This window comes from Streptomyces sp. 12E (assembly GCF_055633275.1).
Window position 1 is genome coordinate 4,371,601 of the sequence record NZ_JBVNCJ010000001.1, and the last position, 17,404, is coordinate 4,389,004.

Here is a 17,404-nt window from a genome sequence, read left to right on the forward strand (position 1 = left end):
TCCCCGGTTGGTCGTTCCTAGGGCGGCATGGTCGCCGGTAAGGTGGCCTGCGCTGCCCATTGACCCCGGGCGCCCCGTACGGGCACTCGGGACGGCAGTTGACCGTTACGTATTCGTCCTTAGTCGGAATCTCAAGACCGTCACCCTTGACGCAGATGCGCGGGGGGTCGCAGGAGGCACCGTGCTCACCGCGTTCGCCCGGGCGTTCAAGACGCCCGACCTGCGCAAGAAGCTGCTCTTCACGCTCGGCATCATCGTGGTGTACCGCGTCGGTACCAACGTTCCCATTCCGGGCGTCGACTACCGCAACGTCCAGACCTGTATCGACAATGCCGAAGCCAATTCGGGTCTGTTCGGTCTGGTGAACATGTTCAGCGGCGGGGCGCTGCTCCAGATCACGATCTTCGCCCTGGGCATCATGCCGTACATCACCGCGGCGATCATCCTGCAGCTGCTGACCGTGGTGATCCCGCGTCTGGAAGCCCTCAAGAAGGAGGGCCAGGCCGGTACGGCGAAGATCACGCAGTACACCCGTTATCTGACGGTGGCGCTGGCCATCCTGCAGGGCACCGGCCTGGTGGCCACCGCCCGCAGCGGCGCCCTGTTCCAGGGCTGCCCGGTCGCGAGCGAGATCGTCCCGGACCAGTCGATCTTCGTGACCGTCACCATGGTCATCACCATGACCGCCGGTACGGCCCTCGTCATGTGGCTCGGTGAGCTCATCACCGACCGCGGCATCGGCAACGGCATGTCGATCCTGATGTTCATCTCGATCGCCGCGACCTTCCCCTCCGCCCTGTGGGCCATCAAGGAGCAGGGCAGCCTCGCGGACGGCTGGATCGAGTTCGGCACCGTCATGCTCGTCGGCTTCGTCATGGTCGGCCTGGTCGTCTTCGTCGAGCAGGCCCAGCGCCGGATCCCCGTGCAGTACGCCAAGCGCATGGTCGGCCGCCGCTCCTACGGCGGTACGTCGACGTACATCCCGCTCAAGGTGAACCAGGCGGGCGTCATCCCCGTCATCTTCGCCGCGTCGCTGCTGTACATCCCGGCGCTGATCGTCCAGTTCTCCAGCTCGACGGCGGGCTGGGCGACGTGGATCGAGGCGAATCTCGCCGACCCCGGGGCCACGGCGCACATCATTCTGTACTTCTTCCTGATCGTGTTCTTCGCCTTCTTCTACGTGGCGATCTCCTTCAACCCCGAGGAAGTCGCCGACAACATGAAGAAGTATGGTGGCTTCATCCCGGGCATCCGGGCTGGCCGACCGACCGCTGAGTACCTCAGCTACGTACTCAACCGGATCACCTGGCCGGGTTCGCTGTACTTGGGTCTGATCTCTCTCGTGCCGACAATGGCGTTGGCTGGTTTCGGGGCGAACCAGAACTTCCCGTTCGGCGGGACCAGCATCCTGATCATCGTGGGTGTCGGTCTCGAGACGGTGAGGCAGATCGAGAGCCAGCTCCAGCAGCGCAATTACGAAGGGTTCCTCCGCTGATGCGAATCGTCCTCGTCGGGCCGCCGGGTGCTGGTAAAGGTACGCAGGCCACCCGCCTTGCCGAGAAACTGCGCATCCCGCACATCTCCACAGGCGACCTCTTCCGCGCCAACATCAGCCGGCAGACCGAGCTCGGGAAGCTCGCGAAGTCCTACATGGACGCGGGCAATCTCGTCCCCGACGAGGTCACCATCGCCATGGCCAAGGACCGCATGGAGCAGCCCGACGCCGAGGGCGGCTTCCTGCTGGACGGTTTCCCGCGCAACGTGTCGCAGGCCGAGGCGCTGGACGAGCTGCTGCAGACCGAGGGCATCAAGCTGGACGCCGTGCTCGATCTGGAAGCCCCCGAGGACGAGGTCGTCAAGCGGATCGCCGGGCGGCGGGTCTGCCGCAAGGACTCGGCGCACGTGTTCCACGTGACGTACAGCCCGTCGAAGCGGGAGGGCGTGTGCGACCTCTGCGGCGGTGAGCTGTACCAGCGCGACGACGACTCCGAGGGCACCGTGCGGACGCGGCTGGAGGTCTACCACACGCAGACCGAGCCGATCATCGACTACTACCGGGCGCAGGGGCTGGTCGTCACCATCTCGGCGATGGGGCCCGTCGACGAGGTCACGGGCCGCGCGCTGGAGGCGCTGAAGAGCGGTAAGTAGTTCTGTACATCGGTCGCAGCCGCGGTCCCTTCGCTCGAGGGGCCGCGGCTGCGGCTTGGCCGGGGGTGCTCGCGCGGCCCGGCGCTCGCGGGGCGCCTCCCCCGGAGGGGCCCCGGCGCCCCGGGGGCACCTCCCGGGCCTTCAGGACACGGGGGGAGGCGCGATCGCCCGCGGATCGCGCCCCGTATCGTTGGAAGCGTTCGTACTCCTTCCGGTCCCAGAAAGGCCGTCGTCCCCATGGTGCAGATCAAGAGCCCTGAGCAGATCGCCAAGATGCGTGAGGCGGGGTTGGTCGTCGCCGCCATCCACGCGGCCACCCGTGAGGCCGCCGTGCCCGGGGCCACGACGAAGGACCTGGACCAGGTCGCCCGCAAGGTGCTCGCGGAGCACGACGCCAAGCCGAACTTCCTCGGCTACGGCGGCTTCCCCGCGACGATCTGCACCTCGGTGAACGACGTCGTCGTCCACGGCATCCCCTCCGACGACGTGGTCCTCAAGGACGGCGACGTCATCTCCATCGACTGCGGCGCGATCATCGACGGATGGCACGGTGACGCCGCCTACACCGCGTTCGTCGGGTCCGGCCACTCCCCGGAGCTGATCGAGCTGTCCCGGGTGACCGAGGAGTCGATGTGGGCCGGCATCGCGGCCATGAAGCAGGGCAACCGGCTCGTCGACATCTCCCGCGCCGTCGAGACGTACATCCGGCGCCAGCCCAAGCCGGGCGGCGGCAAGTACGGGATCATCGAGGACTACGGCGGCCACGGCATCGGCACCGAGATGCACATGGACCCGCATCTGCTGAACTACGTCGACCGCAAGCGCGGCAAGGGCCCCAAGCTGGTCCCGGGCTTCTGCCTCGCCATCGAGCCGATGGTCTCCCTGGGCACCCCGAAGACGAAGGTCCTCTCCGACGACTGGACGGTCATCACCACCGACGGCACCTGGTCCTCCCACTGGGAGCACTCGGTGGCCCTGACCGAGCAGGGGCCGCTGGTCCTGACGGCTCCCGACGGGGGCAAGGCGAAGCTGGCGGAGATGGGCATCACGGCGGCGCCGGACCCGCTCGGCTGACGACGGACCCCGGACGCACTCGCCGGCCGGGGGCCGGCGTCGAGGAGTGGGCTCCGTCCGGTTAAGGATCTCCGGGGTGGGGCAGGATTTCCGATTCGTTTTTCCGGGGGCGCTGACGTAGACTGACTCGTCGGCTCTTGTGCACCCGCATGTCCGCATGTACTACACACGGTGCACGCCAGAGTCGATCAAGGTAGTCGATTCGAAGGGCGAAGCGTGGCCAAGAAGCAAGGTGCCATCGAGATCGAGGGCACTGTCGTCGAGTCTCTTCCGAACGCCATGTTCAGGGTCGAGCTCCAGAACGGCCACCAGGTCCTGGCACACATCAGCGGCAAGATGCGCATGCACTACATCCGCATCCTCCCTGACGACCGGGTCGTGGTGGAGCTGTCTCCGTACGACCTGACGCGTGGCCGGATCGTCTACCGGTACAAGTAGATCTTGCCCGCTCCCCGGTCCGCCGGGGTGATGGCACTGACCCGGAGAACCTCACACCCATGAAGGTCAAGCCGAGCGTCAAGAAGATCTGCGACAAGTGCAGGGTGATCCGCCGTCACGGCCGGGTCATGGTCATCTGCGAGAACCCGCGCCACAAGCAGCGCCAGGGCTGACCGCAGCACGATCCACCCTCTGCGACTTCCGCAGAACTTCGCGTGACGCGAGCAGTACACGTTCATACGCAGGTCCCGAGCCGCACGGCTCGACACCCCCGGCTCGGAGGCCGGGGACCCGGTCCGTACCTGGTACGGCGGGCTGGGATCCGGTCCTGTGGAAGACCTCCGACAATCAACTGGAGCCATTGAATGGCACGCGTTTCCGGTGTTGACATCCCGCGCGAAAAGCGCGTGGAGATCGCCCTCACCTACGTGTTCGGCATCGGCCGGACTCTTTCGCAGCAGACGCTGGCCGCCACCGGCGTCGACCCGAACACCCGCGTTCGCGACCTCTCCGAGGAGCAGCTCGTCGCGATCCGCGAGTACGTCGACAACAACATCAAGACCGAGGGTGACCTCCGTCGCGAGATCCAGGCCGACATCCGCCGCAAGGTCGAGATCGGCACCTACCAGGGTCTGCGTCACCGTCGCGGCCTGCCCGTCCGCGGTCAGCGCACCAGCACCAACGCGCGTACCCGCAAGGGCCCGCGTCGCGCCATCGCCGGCAAGAAGAAGCCGGGCAAGAAGTAGTCCGCAGCGGACCTCTGTCCACGGTCTTCGCTGTAGGACCGACCACCTCCCGTAGGAGAACGACATGCCCCCCAAGGGTCGTCAGGGCGCTGCCAAGAAGGTGCGCCGCAAGGAAAAGAAGAACGTCGCTCACGGCCACGCGCACATCAAGAGCACGTTCAACAACACGATCGTCTCGATCACGGACCCGTCCGGCAACGTGATCTCCTGGGCCTCCGCCGGCCACGTCGGCTTCAAGGGCTCCCGGAAGTCCACGCCGTTCGCCGCGCAGATGGCCGCCGAGTCGGCCGCCCGCCGCGCCCAGGAGCACGGCATGCGCAAGGTCGACGTGTTCGTCAAGGGCCCGGGCTCCGGTCGTGAGACCGCGATCCGCTCCCTGCAGGCCACGGGCCTCGAGGTCGGCTCCATCCAGGACGTCACCCCGACCCCGCACAACGGCTGCCGTCCGCCGAAGCGCCGTCGCGTCTGAGACGCCGGCCGCTTCGTTCGGCTTCGGGTTCGGGCGGTACGGCTCGCAAGGGCCGTGCCGCCCGTACCCTTGCAGTACCCGCACTTTTCACCGGGTGCGGTTTCCGTCGGGCGTCAAATAGCGGGCGTCCACGAAAGAAGGATCTGATCACCCCATGCTGATCGCTCAGCGTCCCTCGTTGACCGAAGAGGTCGTCGACGAATTCCGCTCCCGGTTCGTGATCGAGCCGCTGGAGCCGGGCTTCGGCTACACCCTCGGCAACTCCCTCCGCCGTACCCTCCTGTCGTCGATCCCCGGTGCCGCTGTCACCAGCATCCGCATCGACGGCGTCCTGCACGAGTTCACCACCGTGCCGGGCGTCAAGGAGGACGTCACCGACCTGATCCTCAACATCAAGCAGCTGGTCGTCTCCTCGGAGCACGACGAGCCGGTCGTGATGTACCTGCGCAAGCAGGGCCCGGGTCTGGTCACCGCCGCCGACATCGCGCCGCCGGCCGGTGTCGAGGTGCACAACCCCGACCTCGTCCTCGCCACGCTCAACGGCAAGGGCAAGCTGGAGATGGAGCTGACCGTCGAGCGCGGTCGCGGCTACGTCTCCGCCGTGCAGAACAAGCAGGTCGGTCAGGAGATCGGGCGCATCCCGGTCGACTCGATCTACTCGCCGGTCCTCAAGGTCACCTACAAGGTCGAGGCGACCCGTGTCGAGCAGCGCACCGACTTCGACAAGCTGATCGTCGACGTCGAGACCAAGCAGGCCATGCGTCCGCGCGACGCCATGGCGTCGGCCGGCAAGACCCTGGTCGAGCTGTTCGGTCTGGCCCGCGAGCTCAACATCGACGCCGAGGGCATCGACATGGGCCCGTCCCCCACGGACGCCGCCCTCGCCGCCGACCTGGCGCTGCCGATCGAGGAGCTGGAGCTCACCGTTCGGTCGTACAACTGCCTCAAGCGTGAGGGCATCCACTCCGTGGGTGAGCTCGTCGCCCGCTCCGAGGCGGACCTGCTCGACATCCGCAACTTCGGTGCGAAGTCCATCGACGAGGTCAAGGCCAAGCTCGCCGGCATGGGCCTCGCGCTGAAGGACTCGCCTCCCGGGTTCGACCCGACCGCCGCGGCGGACGCCTTCGGCGCGGACGACGACGCGGACGCGGGCTTCGTCGAGACCGAGCAGTACTAGGCGCTCCGCGGGGAGGCCGTACTGCGTCCGCGGGCCGGCTGTGGCTGGTCGCGCGGTTCCCCGCGCCCCTTCCAGGCCCCTGCGGGGGCCTGGATCTCCGACGGGCGACCGCCCGCTCGGATACTGACCCCGGTACCTGATACGGCCGGGGCAGACACCTAGGAGAAACACCATGCCGAGGCCCACCAAGGGCGCCCGTATGGGCGGCAGCGCCGCGCACGAGAAGCTGCTTCTCGCGAACCTCGCGAAGGCGCTGTTCGAGCACGGCCGCATCACCACCACCGAGGCGAAGGCGCGCAAGCTGCGTCCGTACGCCGAGCGTCTGGTCACCAAGGCGAAGAAGGGCGACCTTCACAACCGCCGTCAGGTGCTCCAGGTCATCACGGACAAGAGCATCGTCCACACGCTCTTCACCGAGATCGGCCCGCGGTACGAGAACCGTCCCGGTGGCTACACCCGCATCACCAAGATCGGTAACCGCCGTGGCGACAACGCGCCCATGGCCGTCATCGAGCTGGTCGAGGCGCTGACGGTGGCGCAGGAGGCCACCGGCGAGGCCGAGGCCGCGACGAAGCGTGCCGCCAAGGACGCCGAGACCAAGGACGCCGAGACCAAGGTCGACACGACCAAGGCCGAGGAGACCACCGAGGTCAAGGCCGACGAGGCCGCCGAGGAGTCGAAGGACGCGTAAGCGTTCTGCCGGGGGCTGGGCGATGGCGGCTGCGGCGGTGTCGTGGCTTGTCGCGCAGTTCCCCGCGCCCCTGAGGGCGTTGCGGGCCCGTCCCTTTCGAGGGGCGGGCCCGCTTTCGTGCGGGTGAGAGGATCTTTGGTGTGAGTGACGAAGTGCAGCCGGGGTTCGTGCGGGTCCGTCTCGACCTTTCCTACGACGGGACCGAATTCTCCGGGTGGGCCAAGCAGGCCGGCGGGCGGCGGACCGTGCAGGGGGAGATCGAGGACGCGCTGCGGACCGTGACGCGGTCCGGGGGGACGACGTACGAGCTGACCGTGGCGGGGCGGACCGACGCCGGTGTGCACGCGCGGGGTCAGGTCGCGCACGTGGACCTGGAGCGGGAGGTGTGGGCCGAGCACCACACGAAGCTGCTCAAGCGGCTCGCCGGGCGCCTGCCGAGGGACGTGCGGGTGTGGGCGCTCAGGGAGGCGCCCCGCGGTTTCGACGCCCGGTTCTCCGCGATCTGGCGGCGCTACGCCTACCGCGTCACCGACAACCCCGGCGGGGTGGACCCGCTGCTGCGCGGGCACGTGTTGTGGCACGACTGGCCGCTCGACGTCGACGCCATGAACGAGGCGGCCCGCGGGCTGCTGGGGGAGCACGACTTCGCCGCGTACTGCAAGAAGCGGGAGGGGGCCACGACCATCCGGACCCTCCAGGAGCTGAGCCTGGTGCGCGGCGAGGACGGGATCGTCACCGCCACCGTCCGGGCCGACGCCTTCTGCCACAACATGGTCCGCTCGCTGATCGGCGCGCTGCTGTTCGTCGGCGACGGCCACCGCCCGCCCGACTGGCCGGCCGAGGTGCTGGCGGCGGGCGTACGGGACTCGGCCGTCCACGTCGTACGCCCGCACGGCCTGACCCTGGAGGAGGTCGGCTACCCGGCCGACGAACTCCTCGCCGCCCGCAGCAGGGAGGCCCGCAACAAGCGGTCCCTGCCCGCGCGGTCGGGATGCGCGACCTGCTAGTTCCGTCCCGTTCCCGGCCCCGCTTCCCCCCTGGCACATTCGGAACATAGCGCTCCAGTCGCCCCCTTACGGTCCTCCTGCCTCTCGTATAACCTTGCGGCGCCCGGTCGTGGGTTCGGGGAGGCCGGGCGAGGGTGGGGTCGACGGGCCGTCGGGGCCCGGGGGGTTTCCTATGGGTTCAGTGGGCCCGGTGCGGACCGGGGGGCGTCGCGACCTGCGCGGGAGCGGCGGGCGGCGCAGGGCGCCGCGCGACGGCGGGGTCCCGACGGGGTTGTTGCCGCTGCCGCCGACGGACAGGGAGAAGTACGCCTACGCGCGCCGGCACTTATGGATCCTGACGCTCAGCTCGCTGGTCAGCTTCGGCTGCCTGGCGGTCAGTCAGGTCAAGCTGGCGCGGTCGGCGCCACTGCTGTGGGCGTACATGCCGCTGCTCGCCTTCACGGTCGTCTACTACCTGGTGTCGCTCCGGGTGAACGGTTTCACCCGTGACTTCGACGTCGCGCACCACAAGCGGCTGGTCCGCGACTGGCGGCCGGAGGCGTACCCCACGGTCGACGTGTTCCTGCCCGTGTGCGGCGAGCCCATCGGGATCCTGCACAACACCTGGAAGCACGTGCGGGTGATGGCCGACCACTACCCGGGCGTCTGCGTCCCGTTCGTGCTGGACGACGGTGCCAGTCGCGAACTGGAGGCGATGGCACGGGACTTCGGGTTCCGCTACGGGAGCCGCGAGAACCGCGGCTGGTTCAAGAAGGCGGGCAACCTGCACTTCGGGTTCGGCCGGTCCGACGGCGAGTTCATCCTGATCCTCGACGCCGACTTCACCCCGCGCGCCGATCTGCTCCAGGAACTGCTGCCGTACATGGCGGCGGATCCGCGCACCGGCATCGTCCAGTCGCCGCAGTACTTCCGCGTCCTGGACTCGCAGAACTGGATCGAGCGCGGCGCCGGCGCCGTGCAGGAGCTGTTCTACCGGTCCGTGCAGGTCTCCCGGCAGGGCAGTGACGGTGCGATCTGCGTGGGCAGCTGCGCCGTCTACCGGCGCGCGGCCCTGGAGACCAACGGCGGAACCACGCTGATCGAGCACTCCGAGGACGTGCACACCGGCTTCGACCTGCGCCGTCTCGGCTGGGACCTGCGCTATGTGCCGGTCGCGGTGTCGACGGGCGTGTGCCCGGACAACGCGGGCGCCTTCTTCGACCAGCAGTACCGATGGTGCTCCGGCTCCATGAGCCTGCTGGGCAGCGGGAAGTTCTGGCGGACGAGTATCAGGCCGTCGAGCCGCCTGTGCTACCTGTCCGGCTTCTTCTACTACATCCACACGGCGCTGTTCACCTTCGCGGCCCCCGTGATCCCGATCGTGCTGCTGCTGGCGATGCCGGAGAAGCTCCTGGTCGAGCATCTGGTCCTGTTGCTCCCGAGCATCGTCTACACCACGATCGTCTTCCCGATGTGGCACAGGGCGCCCTACCGCCTGGAGGCGTGGGCGGCCCGCATGATGTACGGCTGGGCACACGCCTTCGCCATCTGGGACATCCTGCGCGGGAACCGCATGGGCTGGCAGCCCACCGGCTCCTCCGGCGCCAGGAAGGACAGGACCCGGCGCTTCTGGACCGGCATGTGGGTGTGGAGCGGTGGCACCGCCCTGGTGTGGGTGGTCGCCGCGGTGTACCGCACGTTCACCATGGACGCCCCGGACTTCGCGCTGATCCTCTCCTCCGGACTCTTCTACGCCCTGGTGGTGGCCCGCGTCCTGGTGCAGCCCCGGACGGAGGCGACGGTCTGATGCGCTTCCTCCCCCGCGCCCGTGCGGTGCTGTCCTCCTGCCTGCTGGCGGCACTGCTGCTCAGCGGCTGCTCGTCGTCCGGCGACGAGCCGGCCGGCCCGGACGCGGCCGGCGGCGGCCCGGGCGCCGGGAGCGCCGGGGCGGGCGTCCCGTACGACGTCGTACCGCTGCTGAAGCCGGCGAAGAAGTACTTCGGGGCCGCCGTCGAGGGCTCGCCGCACTCGATGAAGGGCATCGACGCCTACACCGAGATGGTCGGCAAGCGGCCGAACCTCATCGAGTACTACGCCGCCTGGGGCGACGGTTTCGACGCCACCGGTGTGCGCAACGCCTGGGCGGAGGGCGCCCTGACGCTGATGTCCTGGGAGCCCTTCGACACCTCGCCCGCCGACATCGCGGCCGGCGCGTCGGACGCCTACGTCGAGAAGTACGCGAGGGCGGTGCGCGAGCTGAACCTGCCCGTGGTGATCTCCTTCGCGGACGAGTTCAACGGCCACTGGGAGAAGTGGGGCACCCGGAACACCACCCCCGAGGACTACGTGGCCGCCTGGCGGCGCGTCCACGACACCTTCGTCGACGTCGGCGCTTCGAACGTCATCTGGGCCTGGTCGCCGAACATCGTCAACCCGGTCGGCGAGGTCGAGCTGGAGCCGTACTACCCGGGCGACGGCTACGTCGACTGGATCGGCCTGATCGGCTACTGGACGAGCGAGGAGGACGGCGCCTTCGACAGCGTCTTCGGGCCGACCCGGGACCAGGTCCGCACCTTCACCGGGAAGCCGATGCTGCTGCTGGAGACGGCGGCCATGGCCGGCGAGCGGCGGCGGGCCGACATCCGCAGCCTCTTCGCGGGCGTCACGACCGACGACGACATGCTCGGCTTCGTCTGGTTCAACCACAAGAAGCGCGCCGACTGGCGGCTGGAGGCGAGCCCCCTGGCGCTGGAGGAGTTCAGGCGCCTGGCCGCGGACGACCGGTTCGGCTTCGACGTGCGGAAGCCGTGATGTCCCGGTACGAGCACCGCGCACCGCGGCCCTTCGGCCCGTACGGGCAGGAGGACCCGGCCGGCGGCCGGGCCGGCGCCGACGGGTGCGCGCCGCGGCAGCCGAGCGGTCCGCAAGACGGCCACGACGACCGGCCGACCCGCGCGCTGCGGGCCGTGGCGGAACGGGCGCCGGCCGGGCCGGGCTACCACGTGCCCGACACCCCCGAGGTGGGCTGGGACATGGCCGCCGGCAGACGGCGGGACCGGATCAGCCGGGTCGTGCTGCTGTGCGTCCTGACCGTCCAGGCCGTGCTCTCGCTGCGGCTGTCCAACACCGCCTTCCAGGACGAGGCCCTGTACCTGGCGGCCGGACACGCCCAGCTCGACCACCTGCTGCACGGCACTGTGCTCCCGAGGGACTACGCGGCGTACTTCTCCGGCTCGCCGCAGCTGTACCCGGTGCTCGCCGCGCTCGTGGACGGGCGGTTCGGGCTCGCCGGGGCGCGGTCACTGAGCCTGGTGTTCATGCTCGCCACCACCGGGCTGCTGTACTCCCTCACCCGCCGCCTGTTCAACGAGCGGGCGGCGCTGGCCGCGGCGGCGCTGTTCGCGGTGGTGCAGTCGACCGTCGTCATGGGGTACTACGCCACCTACGACGCCGCCGCCGTGTTCCTGCTGGCGCTGGCCACCTGGATCGTCGTCCGCACCGACCGGGCGCCCGTCGCAGCCGTGCTGCTCGCCGCGCCCGTGGCGGTCCTGGCCGTCGGCGTGAAGTACGCGGCCGCGCTGTACCTGCCGACCGTCGTCGTGCTGGCCCTGCTCACCACGTGGCCCCGCCGGGGCGCCGGGGCGGCGGCCGGACGCGTGGTACTGCTCGGCCTGGGCGTCGGCGCCCTCCTCGCGGCCGGCGTCTACGCCACCGATCTGATGGCCGGCGTGCGGCAGACCACCACCGACCGGGAGCACGGCACCGACGGCGCCGGCTTCCTGCTGCGGCGGTCGGCGGAGTGGGGCGGACTGATGTTCCTCACCGCCGTCGGCGGCGCCGTCTCCTACGTGCGGCGCAGCCGCATGCACGAGTCGCCGCTCGCACGGCGACTGGACGACCCCGGGCGGCGCCGACGGGCCCTGCTCGGACTGGTGCTGTGCGGCACGGCGGTGCTCGCGCCCGCCTACCAGGTGCACCTGGCCACCCAGGTCTCGCTCTTCAAGCACATCGGCTTCGGCCTGTTCTTCGCCGCGCCCATGGCCGGTGTCGGTGCGACCCGGCTGGTGGGCGCGCACTTCCGGTACCCGCAGCTCGGCATCATGCTGTGGACGGCGATGCTCTGCCTGGGCATCGCGCAGGCGGACTGGCGGTTCGCCCTCTGGCCCGACTCCTCGAAAATGGTCCGGACCATCGAGCCCCACATGAACCCCCGGGGCCACTACCTCGGTTCCACGCCCGAGGTGCCCCTCTACTACTTCCGTGAGGAGACCACGCACCGCCAGTGGCAGAGCGTCTTCGGCATGGAGTACACGGACGAGAAGGGCACGTACTCCGCCGGGGACGCCGCCTACCGGGCGGCGCTGCGCGACGGCGAGTTCGATCTGATCGTCCTCGACGGGCTCACCAACCCGCGGGTGGACGACGTCATCGCGGACGCGGTCAGGGGCAATCCGCACTACCGGCTCCTGGCGAACCTGCCGTTCCGCAACTCCGCCGGCACCGGCGAGTACCGCATCTGGATCAGGACCTCGTGAGCGGGGCCGCTCCCTCGGCGGGAAGGACCGCAGGCACGCGGCTCACCGCCGCCGGCTACTCGTTCGCCGCCGCCGACGCCTGGGCCACGCCCCGGCTGCGGATCCGGCCGAACGTGAACTCCTGCAGGTCGTCGCCGGTGGTGAAGACGGCCTTGTCCTTCGTCGTCACGTCCTTGCCGGCGGTGAAGCCGGTGAGGGTGAAGTAGGCGTAGCGGCCGTAGGAGTTGGTGGTGGAGCGGCAGACCGCGCCGGAGCAGAAGTCCTCGACCCCGCCGCCCGACAGCGACTTGACGATGCTCTTCTTGTCGGCCTGCTGCTTGGCCTTCGTCGCCTGGGCCGCGGTGTCGAAGACGGCCACGCCGACCGTCACCGCCATGTCGTCCTTGGTGTAGGTGACCCGGATCAGACGGGTGCAGCCGTTGTCGTTCAGGACCTTCGGGAGCGTGGACTTCGCGGCCGAGGCGCAGTTGTCGGTGTCCGCCGTCGGGCCCTTCTTGTACACCGCCTCACCCATGGTCAGCTGGGTTCCGGGGAAGAGGATGTCGGGGCTCAGCGGGGCCTTGTCCTTCTTCGCGCTGGCGATGAAGTCCATCGGGTCCAGCGGCGGCGGGGCGCTCGTCGGGGCGAACGACGGGACCGTGCCCGTGGGGCTCGGGAGGTCGGTGTCGGAGCCCCCGGGCAGCTGGGAGGAGGCGCCCGGCGAGGCCTCGTCGCCGCTGTCGGACGAGACGACGGCGACCGCGACGGCCGTGCCTATCGCGATGGTGGCGAGCGCCCCGCCGCCTATGAACAGCAGCCGGCGGCGCTTGGCGCGGGCCTCGGAGGCGTCGGCGAGCGCGGCCCAGTCCGGTGACTGGCCGGAGCCGCCGCCGCTCCAGGGCTGCTGGGAATTCGGTTTCCAGGGATCCCACTGCTGCTGAGGTCCCCCCTGCCCAAGACTCATGGGGCGCATCTTAGACGGGGCACGGGGTGTGCTGGTCCGCCTCAACGGGGCCCGCAGGCCCTAGCGTTGCCGCCATGGTAACGGGCAAAAGCGACATCTCCGGGTGGTTGGTGCGTCCCGCGAGCGGGCCCCTGTGGGCCGGGCTCGCGGCGGTACTGGGGGCGCTGGCGGCGCACGCGGTGCTGGTGACCTCGGACGGAGGGATGGACAACGCGATCGTCGTGGACGCCGGGCGGACCTGGCTGGCCGGTGGTTCGCCCTACGACGACCGGCACTTCCTCTACTTTCCGAGCGCGGTGGTGGCCGCCGCCCCGCAGGCGCTGCTGCCGCGGTCCGTGCTCGACGTGGCCGTGCCGGTGGCGGTGGTCCTCGCCCTCGTGCTGGGCTGGGCCTGCGCCCTGCGGCTGCACCGGGTGCCGCTGCGCAGCAGGCTCGCCGTCCTCGGGCTGCTGGGCCTCGCGGCCGGCTTCGCGCCGTTCGGGCAGCTGGTGCGGCTGGGCAACTGGACGGTGACGGCCGTGCTGGCACTTCCGCTGTGCCTGCTGCTGGCGAGCCGGGGCCGGTGGGTCGCGGCGGGCGCGGTCATCGGGGTGGCGGTGGCGCTGAAGCCGCTGCTCGCGCCGATGGCGCTGCTGTTCCTCTTCGCGCGCCGCTGGGCGGCGCTGGCGGTGCTGGTGCTGGTCCCGGCGGTCGCCTCGGTGGTGGCGGCGCTGTTCCTGCCGGACCCCACGGGCTTTTTCACCCGCACCCTGCCGTTCCTGCTGAGCGGCGACGACGCCTTCGTACGGCTCTACGAGGCCTCGCCGGCGGCCGTGCTGCCCCGGCTCGGCGTGCCCGGGGCGGTCGCCGTGCCGCTCGCGCTGCTCGCGGCCGCCGCGGGAGTGGTGTGCGCGTACCGGCGCTGGCGCGGACCGGGTCCGGCGCAGCTGCGGCTGGCGGAGACGTCCGCGGGGCTGATGCTCTCGGCGTTCCTGGTGTCGCGCCCCTCCTACAACCACTACCTCCTGGTCGTCCTGCCGCTGCTGCTCGCCGGTCTGCCGTACGCCGGGGCGGTGGCGCGGCGGCCCTGGTTCTGGCTGGCCCTGGTGCCGCAGCTGCCGGGGGTGACCTGGCCGTGGCTGGAGTCGGGCAGGCGCCGGGCCTTCCGCGACTCCTTCACGCTGTGCGTGCTGGCGGTGACGGTCGCCCTTCACTGCGTACGGGGGACTCGGGAGGCGGACCGCCCGGGTGGGGCGGCGGGGGAGCGGCGCACGGTCGTAGAATCGGCGTAGCCCCTCACGGACGGGTTCGTTTTGACCCGTCCGGCCGACGATGGGTATCCTGCATTTTCGTTGTGTGTAGTGGCTTACTCATTCTCACGTGAGGGGCCCTTACACCGGTCCACCGGGCCGATGACCAGCGACCAGCACGCGGTTTGCGTCACCGCTGTGCGGTCAGGGCTGTCGTGATCGTCTTCGGTGACCTTGTCAGGACTCATTCACTGAAGAAGCGAAGGCTACGAACCGTGCGTACGTACAGCCCCAAGCCCGGCGATGTGACGCGCCAGTGGCACGTCATCGACGCTCAGGACGTCGTCCTGGGTCGTCTGGCCTCCACTGCGGCCTCCATCCTGCGCGGCAAGCACAAGCCGATCTACGCGCCCCACGTCGACACCGGTGACTTCGTCATCATCATCAACGCGGACAAGGTGCACCTCTCCGGCAACAAGCGGACCCAGAAGATGGCGTACCGCCACTCGGGCTACCCGGGTGGTCTGCGCTCCGTCCGTTACGACGAGCTGCTCGACAAGAACCCCGAGAAGGCCATCGAGAAGGCCGTCAAGGGCATGCTCCCCAAGAACACCCTGGGCCGTCAGATGCTCTCGAAGCTGAAGGTCTACTCGGGCGACCAGCACCCGCACGCTGCCCAGCAGCCGGTGCCGTTCGAGATCACCCAGGTCGCGCAGTAAGTCCGGCCACCCCCTAAGACTGAACAGAATCTGAGGAGAATCGTGGCCGAGACCACTGCCGAGCAGCCGCTCGAAGAGCTTGACATCGACAGCTACACCACCGAGTCCGAGGTGCCCGTCGAGGGCGAGTACACCTCGGAGTCCATGGCCTCCCGCTTCGGCGAGCCCCAGCCGGCCGCCGGCCTGGGCCGTCGCAAGAACGCCATCGCCCGCGTCCGGATCGTCCCGGGCTCCGGAAAGTGGAAGATCAACGGTCGCACCCTCGAGGACTACTTCCCGAACAAGGTGCACCAGCAGGAAGTCAACGAGCCCTTCAAGGTGCTCGAGCTCGAAGGCCGCTACGACGTCATCGCCCGCATCGCGGGTGGCGGTGTCTCCGGTCAGGCCGGTGCGCTCCGTCTCGGTGTCGCCCGTGCGCTGAACGAGGCGGACGTCGACAACAACCGCGGCCCGCTGAAGAAGGCCGGCTTCCTCAAGCGCGACGACCGTGCGGTCGAGCGCAAGAAGGCCGGTCTGAAGAAGGCCCGTAAGGCCCCGCAGTACAGCAAGCGCTAAATCCAGGCGCTCGCGCGTACTCCGAACGCCCCGGCGGCACGCCACAGTGCTGTCGGGGCGTTCGTCTATTCACTGCTGTGGGCGTATAACGGCACAAGGCGCTCAAAGGCTAATGTGATCGAATGGTCGGACATCGTCGCTGTGGCGCGTGTCCGCGGATGCGGAGCCGCACTCGCGTCCCGACCGTCGAACACGTCACCAGTACCGTCAGCGGCACGACCGTCGACCGCGCGGACGGGTCCGGCGCCCCGGCACGGCCTCGGCTTTCGATACTGACGCACCCTCAGGAGGACAAGTGGGACGACTCTTCGGCACGGACGGCGTGCGCGGTGTCGCCAACGCGGACCTGACGGCGGAGATGACGCTCGGCCTGTCCGTCGCCGCCGCACACGTACTGGCCGAGGCGGGCACGTTCGAGGGACACCGGCCCACCGCCGTGGTCGGACGTGACCCACGCGCCTCCGGGGAGTTCCTGGAGGCCGCCGTCGTCGCGGGCCTCGCCAGCGCGGGCGTGGACGTGCTGCGGGTCGGCGTGCTGCCGACGCCGGCGGTGGCGCACCTCACCGGCGCGCTCGGCGCCGACCTCGGCGTCATGCTCTCCGCGAGCCACAACGCCATGCCGGACAACGGCATCAAGTTCTTCGCCCGCGGTGGTCACAAGCTCGCCGACGAGCTGGAGGACCGGATCGAGTCCGTGTACGAGGAGCACCGCACCGGGGCCCCCTGGGACCGCCCGACCGGCGCCGGCGTCGGCCGCGTGCGCGACTACGAGGAGGGGTTCGACCGTTACGTCGCCCACCTCGTCGGCGCCCTCCCGAACCGGCTGGACGGTCTGAGGATCGTCCTCGACGAGGCGCACGGCGCCGCCGCGAAGGTCTCCCCGGAGGCGTTCACCCGGGCCGGGGCCGAGGTCGTCACCATCGGCGCCGACCCGGACGGGCTCAACATCAACGACGGCTGCGGCTCGACCCACCTCGACCGGCTGAAGGCCGCGGTCGTCGAGCACGGGGCCGCGCTGGGCATCGCGCACGACGGCGACGCCGACCGGTGCCTGGCCGTGGACCACACCGGCGAGGAGGTCGACGGCGACCAGATCCTCGCCGTGCTCGCGCTGGCGATGCGGGAGCGTTCCGCACTGCGCTCCGACACCGTCGTCGCGACCGTGATGTCCAACCTCGGCTTCAAGCTCGCCATGGAGCGCGAGGGCATCCGGCTCGTGCAGACCGCGGTCGGCGACCGCTACGTGCTGGAGGAGATGAAGGAGAAGGGCTACGCCCTCGGCGGCGAGCAGTCCGGCCACGTCATCGTCCTCGACCACGCGACGACCGGCGACGGCACGCTCACCGGCCTGCTGCTCGCGGCGCGGGTCGCCGGGACCGGCCGTACGCTGCGGGACCTGGCCTCGGTGATGGAGCGCCTCCCGCAGGTCCTGGTCAACGTCCCGGACGTGGACAAGTCCCGCGTGAGGACCTCCGCGGAACTCGCCGCGGCCGTCACCGAGGCCGAGCGCGAGCTGGGGGAGACGGGCCGCGTGCTCCTGCGCCCCTCGGGCACGGAACCGCTGGTCCGCGTCATGGTCGAGGCCGCGGACCTCGACCAGGCCCGCTCGGTGGCGAGCCGCCTGGCGGACGTGGTGAAGTCGGCGCTGGGGTAGGCGCGCAGAGTGTTCCGACTCGGCCCGGTGGAGCGGGGCA

The 17,404-nt window shown here is 69.9% G+C and carries 18 protein-coding genes; 17 read left to right on the forward strand and 1 reads right to left on the reverse strand.

Annotated elements, in window-relative coordinates:
* Nucleotides 1-181: 181 nt before the first annotated feature.
* The 13 genes from secY to ACZ8ZB_RS20450 all read left to right on the forward strand — a co-directional run bounded on the left by secY (nt 182) and on the right by ACZ8ZB_RS20450 (nt 12,264).
* Nucleotides 182-1,495, forward strand: coding sequence for a preprotein translocase subunit SecY (gene secY / locus ACZ8ZB_RS20390; protein ID WP_470739106.1), 1,314 nt, complete (start codon nt 182-184; stop codon nt 1,493-1,495).
* Entirely contained in the window at nt 1,495-2,148 is a 654-nt protein-coding gene (locus ACZ8ZB_RS20395) for an adenylate kinase (protein WP_470739107.1), read from the forward strand. The genes secY and ACZ8ZB_RS20395 overlap by 1 nt, the downstream gene beginning before the upstream one ends.
* Before the next feature lie 237 nt (nt 2,149-2,385).
* On the forward strand, nt 2,386-3,222 hold the full coding sequence (map, locus tag ACZ8ZB_RS20400; protein ID WP_470739108.1) for a type I methionyl aminopeptidase: 837 nt from the start codon (nt 2,386-2,388) through the stop codon (nt 3,220-3,222).
* Between the two features lie 216 nt (nt 3,223-3,438).
* Entirely contained in the window at nt 3,439-3,660 is a 222-nt protein-coding gene (infA, locus tag ACZ8ZB_RS20405; RefSeq protein ID WP_004927214.1) for a translation initiation factor IF-1, read from the forward strand.
* A gap of 59 nt (nt 3,661-3,719) precedes the next feature.
* On the forward strand, nt 3,720-3,833 hold the full coding sequence (gene rpmJ, locus ACZ8ZB_RS20410) for a 50S ribosomal protein L36 (RefSeq protein ID WP_003998809.1): 114 nt from the start codon (nt 3,720-3,722) through the stop codon (nt 3,831-3,833).
* Nucleotides 3,834-4,025: 192 nt separating this feature from the next.
* A complete protein-coding gene (rpsM, locus tag ACZ8ZB_RS20415; RefSeq protein WP_004984507.1) occupies nt 4,026-4,406 on the forward strand; it encodes a 30S ribosomal protein S13 in 381 nt (126 codons plus the stop codon).
* A 64-nt stretch (nt 4,407-4,470) separates the two neighbouring features.
* Nucleotides 4,471-4,875, forward strand: a complete 405-nt coding sequence (rpsK, locus tag ACZ8ZB_RS20420; RefSeq protein WP_003956432.1) for a 30S ribosomal protein S11 — start codon at nt 4,471-4,473, stop codon at nt 4,873-4,875.
* A gap of 154 nt (nt 4,876-5,029) precedes the next feature.
* Nucleotides 5,030-6,052 carry a DNA-directed RNA polymerase subunit alpha gene (locus ACZ8ZB_RS20425; RefSeq protein WP_003966937.1) on the forward strand — a complete coding sequence of 341 codons (1,023 nt, stop codon included), beginning with the start codon at nt 5,030-5,032 and terminating at the stop codon, nt 6,050-6,052.
* Nucleotides 6,053-6,224: 172 nt separating this feature from the next.
* A complete protein-coding gene (gene rplQ, locus ACZ8ZB_RS20430; protein ID WP_470739109.1) occupies nt 6,225-6,743 on the forward strand; it encodes a 50S ribosomal protein L17 in 519 nt (172 codons plus the stop codon).
* 140 nt (nt 6,744-6,883) lie between these two features.
* A complete protein-coding gene (truA, locus tag ACZ8ZB_RS20435) occupies nt 6,884-7,750 on the forward strand; it encodes a tRNA pseudouridine(38-40) synthase TruA (protein WP_470739110.1) in 867 nt (288 codons plus the stop codon).
* A 421-nt stretch (nt 7,751-8,171) separates the two neighbouring features.
* A complete protein-coding gene (locus ACZ8ZB_RS20440; protein WP_470741537.1) occupies nt 8,172-9,536 on the forward strand; it encodes a glycosyltransferase family 2 protein in 1,365 nt (454 codons plus the stop codon).
* A complete protein-coding gene (locus ACZ8ZB_RS20445; protein WP_470739111.1) occupies nt 9,536-10,540 on the forward strand; it encodes a glycoside hydrolase family 26 protein in 1,005 nt (334 codons plus the stop codon). Before ACZ8ZB_RS20440 ends, ACZ8ZB_RS20445 begins: the two co-directional genes overlap by 1 nt.
* Complete coding sequence (locus tag ACZ8ZB_RS20450; RefSeq protein ID WP_470739112.1) at nt 10,540-12,264, forward strand: glycosyltransferase family 39 protein; 1,725 nt, start codon at nt 10,540-10,542, stop codon at nt 12,262-12,264. The genes ACZ8ZB_RS20445 and ACZ8ZB_RS20450 overlap by 1 nt, the downstream gene beginning before the upstream one ends.
* Before the next feature lie 55 nt (nt 12,265-12,319).
* Here ACZ8ZB_RS20450 and ACZ8ZB_RS20455 read toward each other — a convergent pair whose 3' ends face one another.
* Entirely contained in the window at nt 12,320-13,207 is an 888-nt protein-coding gene (locus ACZ8ZB_RS20455) for a hypothetical protein (RefSeq protein ID WP_470739113.1), read from the reverse strand.
* A 74-nt stretch (nt 13,208-13,281) separates the two neighbouring features.
* Between ACZ8ZB_RS20455 and ACZ8ZB_RS20460 the strand changes: the two genes are divergently transcribed.
* The 4 genes from ACZ8ZB_RS20460 (at nt 13,282) to glmM (ending at nt 17,364) form a co-directional block, all read left to right on the forward strand.
* Complete coding sequence (locus tag ACZ8ZB_RS20460) at nt 13,282-14,478, forward strand: glycosyltransferase 87 family protein (RefSeq protein ID WP_470739114.1); 1,197 nt, start codon at nt 13,282-13,284, stop codon at nt 14,476-14,478.
* A 233-nt stretch (nt 14,479-14,711) separates the two neighbouring features.
* Nucleotides 14,712-15,155, forward strand: coding sequence for a 50S ribosomal protein L13 (rplM, locus tag ACZ8ZB_RS20465; RefSeq protein ID WP_004927173.1), 444 nt, complete (start codon nt 14,712-14,714; stop codon nt 15,153-15,155).
* 42 nt (nt 15,156-15,197) lie between these two features.
* The gene (rpsI, locus tag ACZ8ZB_RS20470; RefSeq protein WP_030831638.1) at nt 15,198-15,710 is read left to right on the forward strand and encodes a 30S ribosomal protein S9; all 513 of its coding nucleotides are present in this window, start codon (nt 15,198-15,200) and stop codon (nt 15,708-15,710) included.
* Between the two features lie 295 nt (nt 15,711-16,005).
* Nucleotides 16,006-17,364, forward strand: coding sequence for a phosphoglucosamine mutase (glmM, locus tag ACZ8ZB_RS20475; protein ID WP_470739115.1), 1,359 nt, complete (start codon nt 16,006-16,008; stop codon nt 17,362-17,364).
* The last annotated feature ends 40 nt before the right edge of the window (nt 17,365-17,404 follow it).

Bases quoted from the DNA above. Each gene is read 5' to 3' on its own strand.
- ACZ8ZB_RS20395 (WP_470739107.1), top strand. From the start codon at position 1,495: ATGCGAATCGTCCTCGTCGGGCCGCCGGGTGCTGGTAAAGGTACGCAG.
- map (WP_470739108.1), top strand. From the start codon at position 2,386: ATGGTGCAGATCAAGAGCCCTGAGCAGATCGCCAAGATGCGTGAGGCG.
- rpmJ (WP_003998809.1), top strand. From the start codon at position 3,720: ATGAAGGTCAAGCCGAGCGTCAAGAAGATCTGCGACAAGTGCAGGGTG.
- rpsM (WP_004984507.1), top strand. From the start codon at position 4,026: ATGGCACGCGTTTCCGGTGTTGACATCCCGCGCGAAAAGCGCGTGGAG.
- rpsK (WP_003956432.1), top strand. From the start codon at position 4,471: ATGCCCCCCAAGGGTCGTCAGGGCGCTGCCAAGAAGGTGCGCCGCAAG.
- ACZ8ZB_RS20425 (WP_003966937.1), top strand. From the start codon at position 5,030: ATGCTGATCGCTCAGCGTCCCTCGTTGACCGAAGAGGTCGTCGACGAA.
- rplQ (WP_470739109.1), top strand. From the start codon at position 6,225: ATGCCGAGGCCCACCAAGGGCGCCCGTATGGGCGGCAGCGCCGCGCAC.
- ACZ8ZB_RS20440 (WP_470741537.1), top strand. From the start codon at position 8,172: ATGCCGCTGCTCGCCTTCACGGTCGTCTACTACCTGGTGTCGCTCCGG.
- ACZ8ZB_RS20445 (WP_470739111.1), top strand. From the start codon at position 9,536: ATGCGCTTCCTCCCCCGCGCCCGTGCGGTGCTGTCCTCCTGCCTGCTG.
- ACZ8ZB_RS20450 (WP_470739112.1), top strand. From the start codon at position 10,540: ATGTCCCGGTACGAGCACCGCGCACCGCGGCCCTTCGGCCCGTACGGG.
- ACZ8ZB_RS20455 (WP_470739113.1), bottom strand. From the start codon at position 13,207: ATGAGTCTTGGGCAGGGGGGACCTCAGCAGCAGTGGGATCCCTGGAAA.
- ACZ8ZB_RS20460 (WP_470739114.1), top strand. From the start codon at position 13,282: ATGGTAACGGGCAAAAGCGACATCTCCGGGTGGTTGGTGCGTCCCGCG.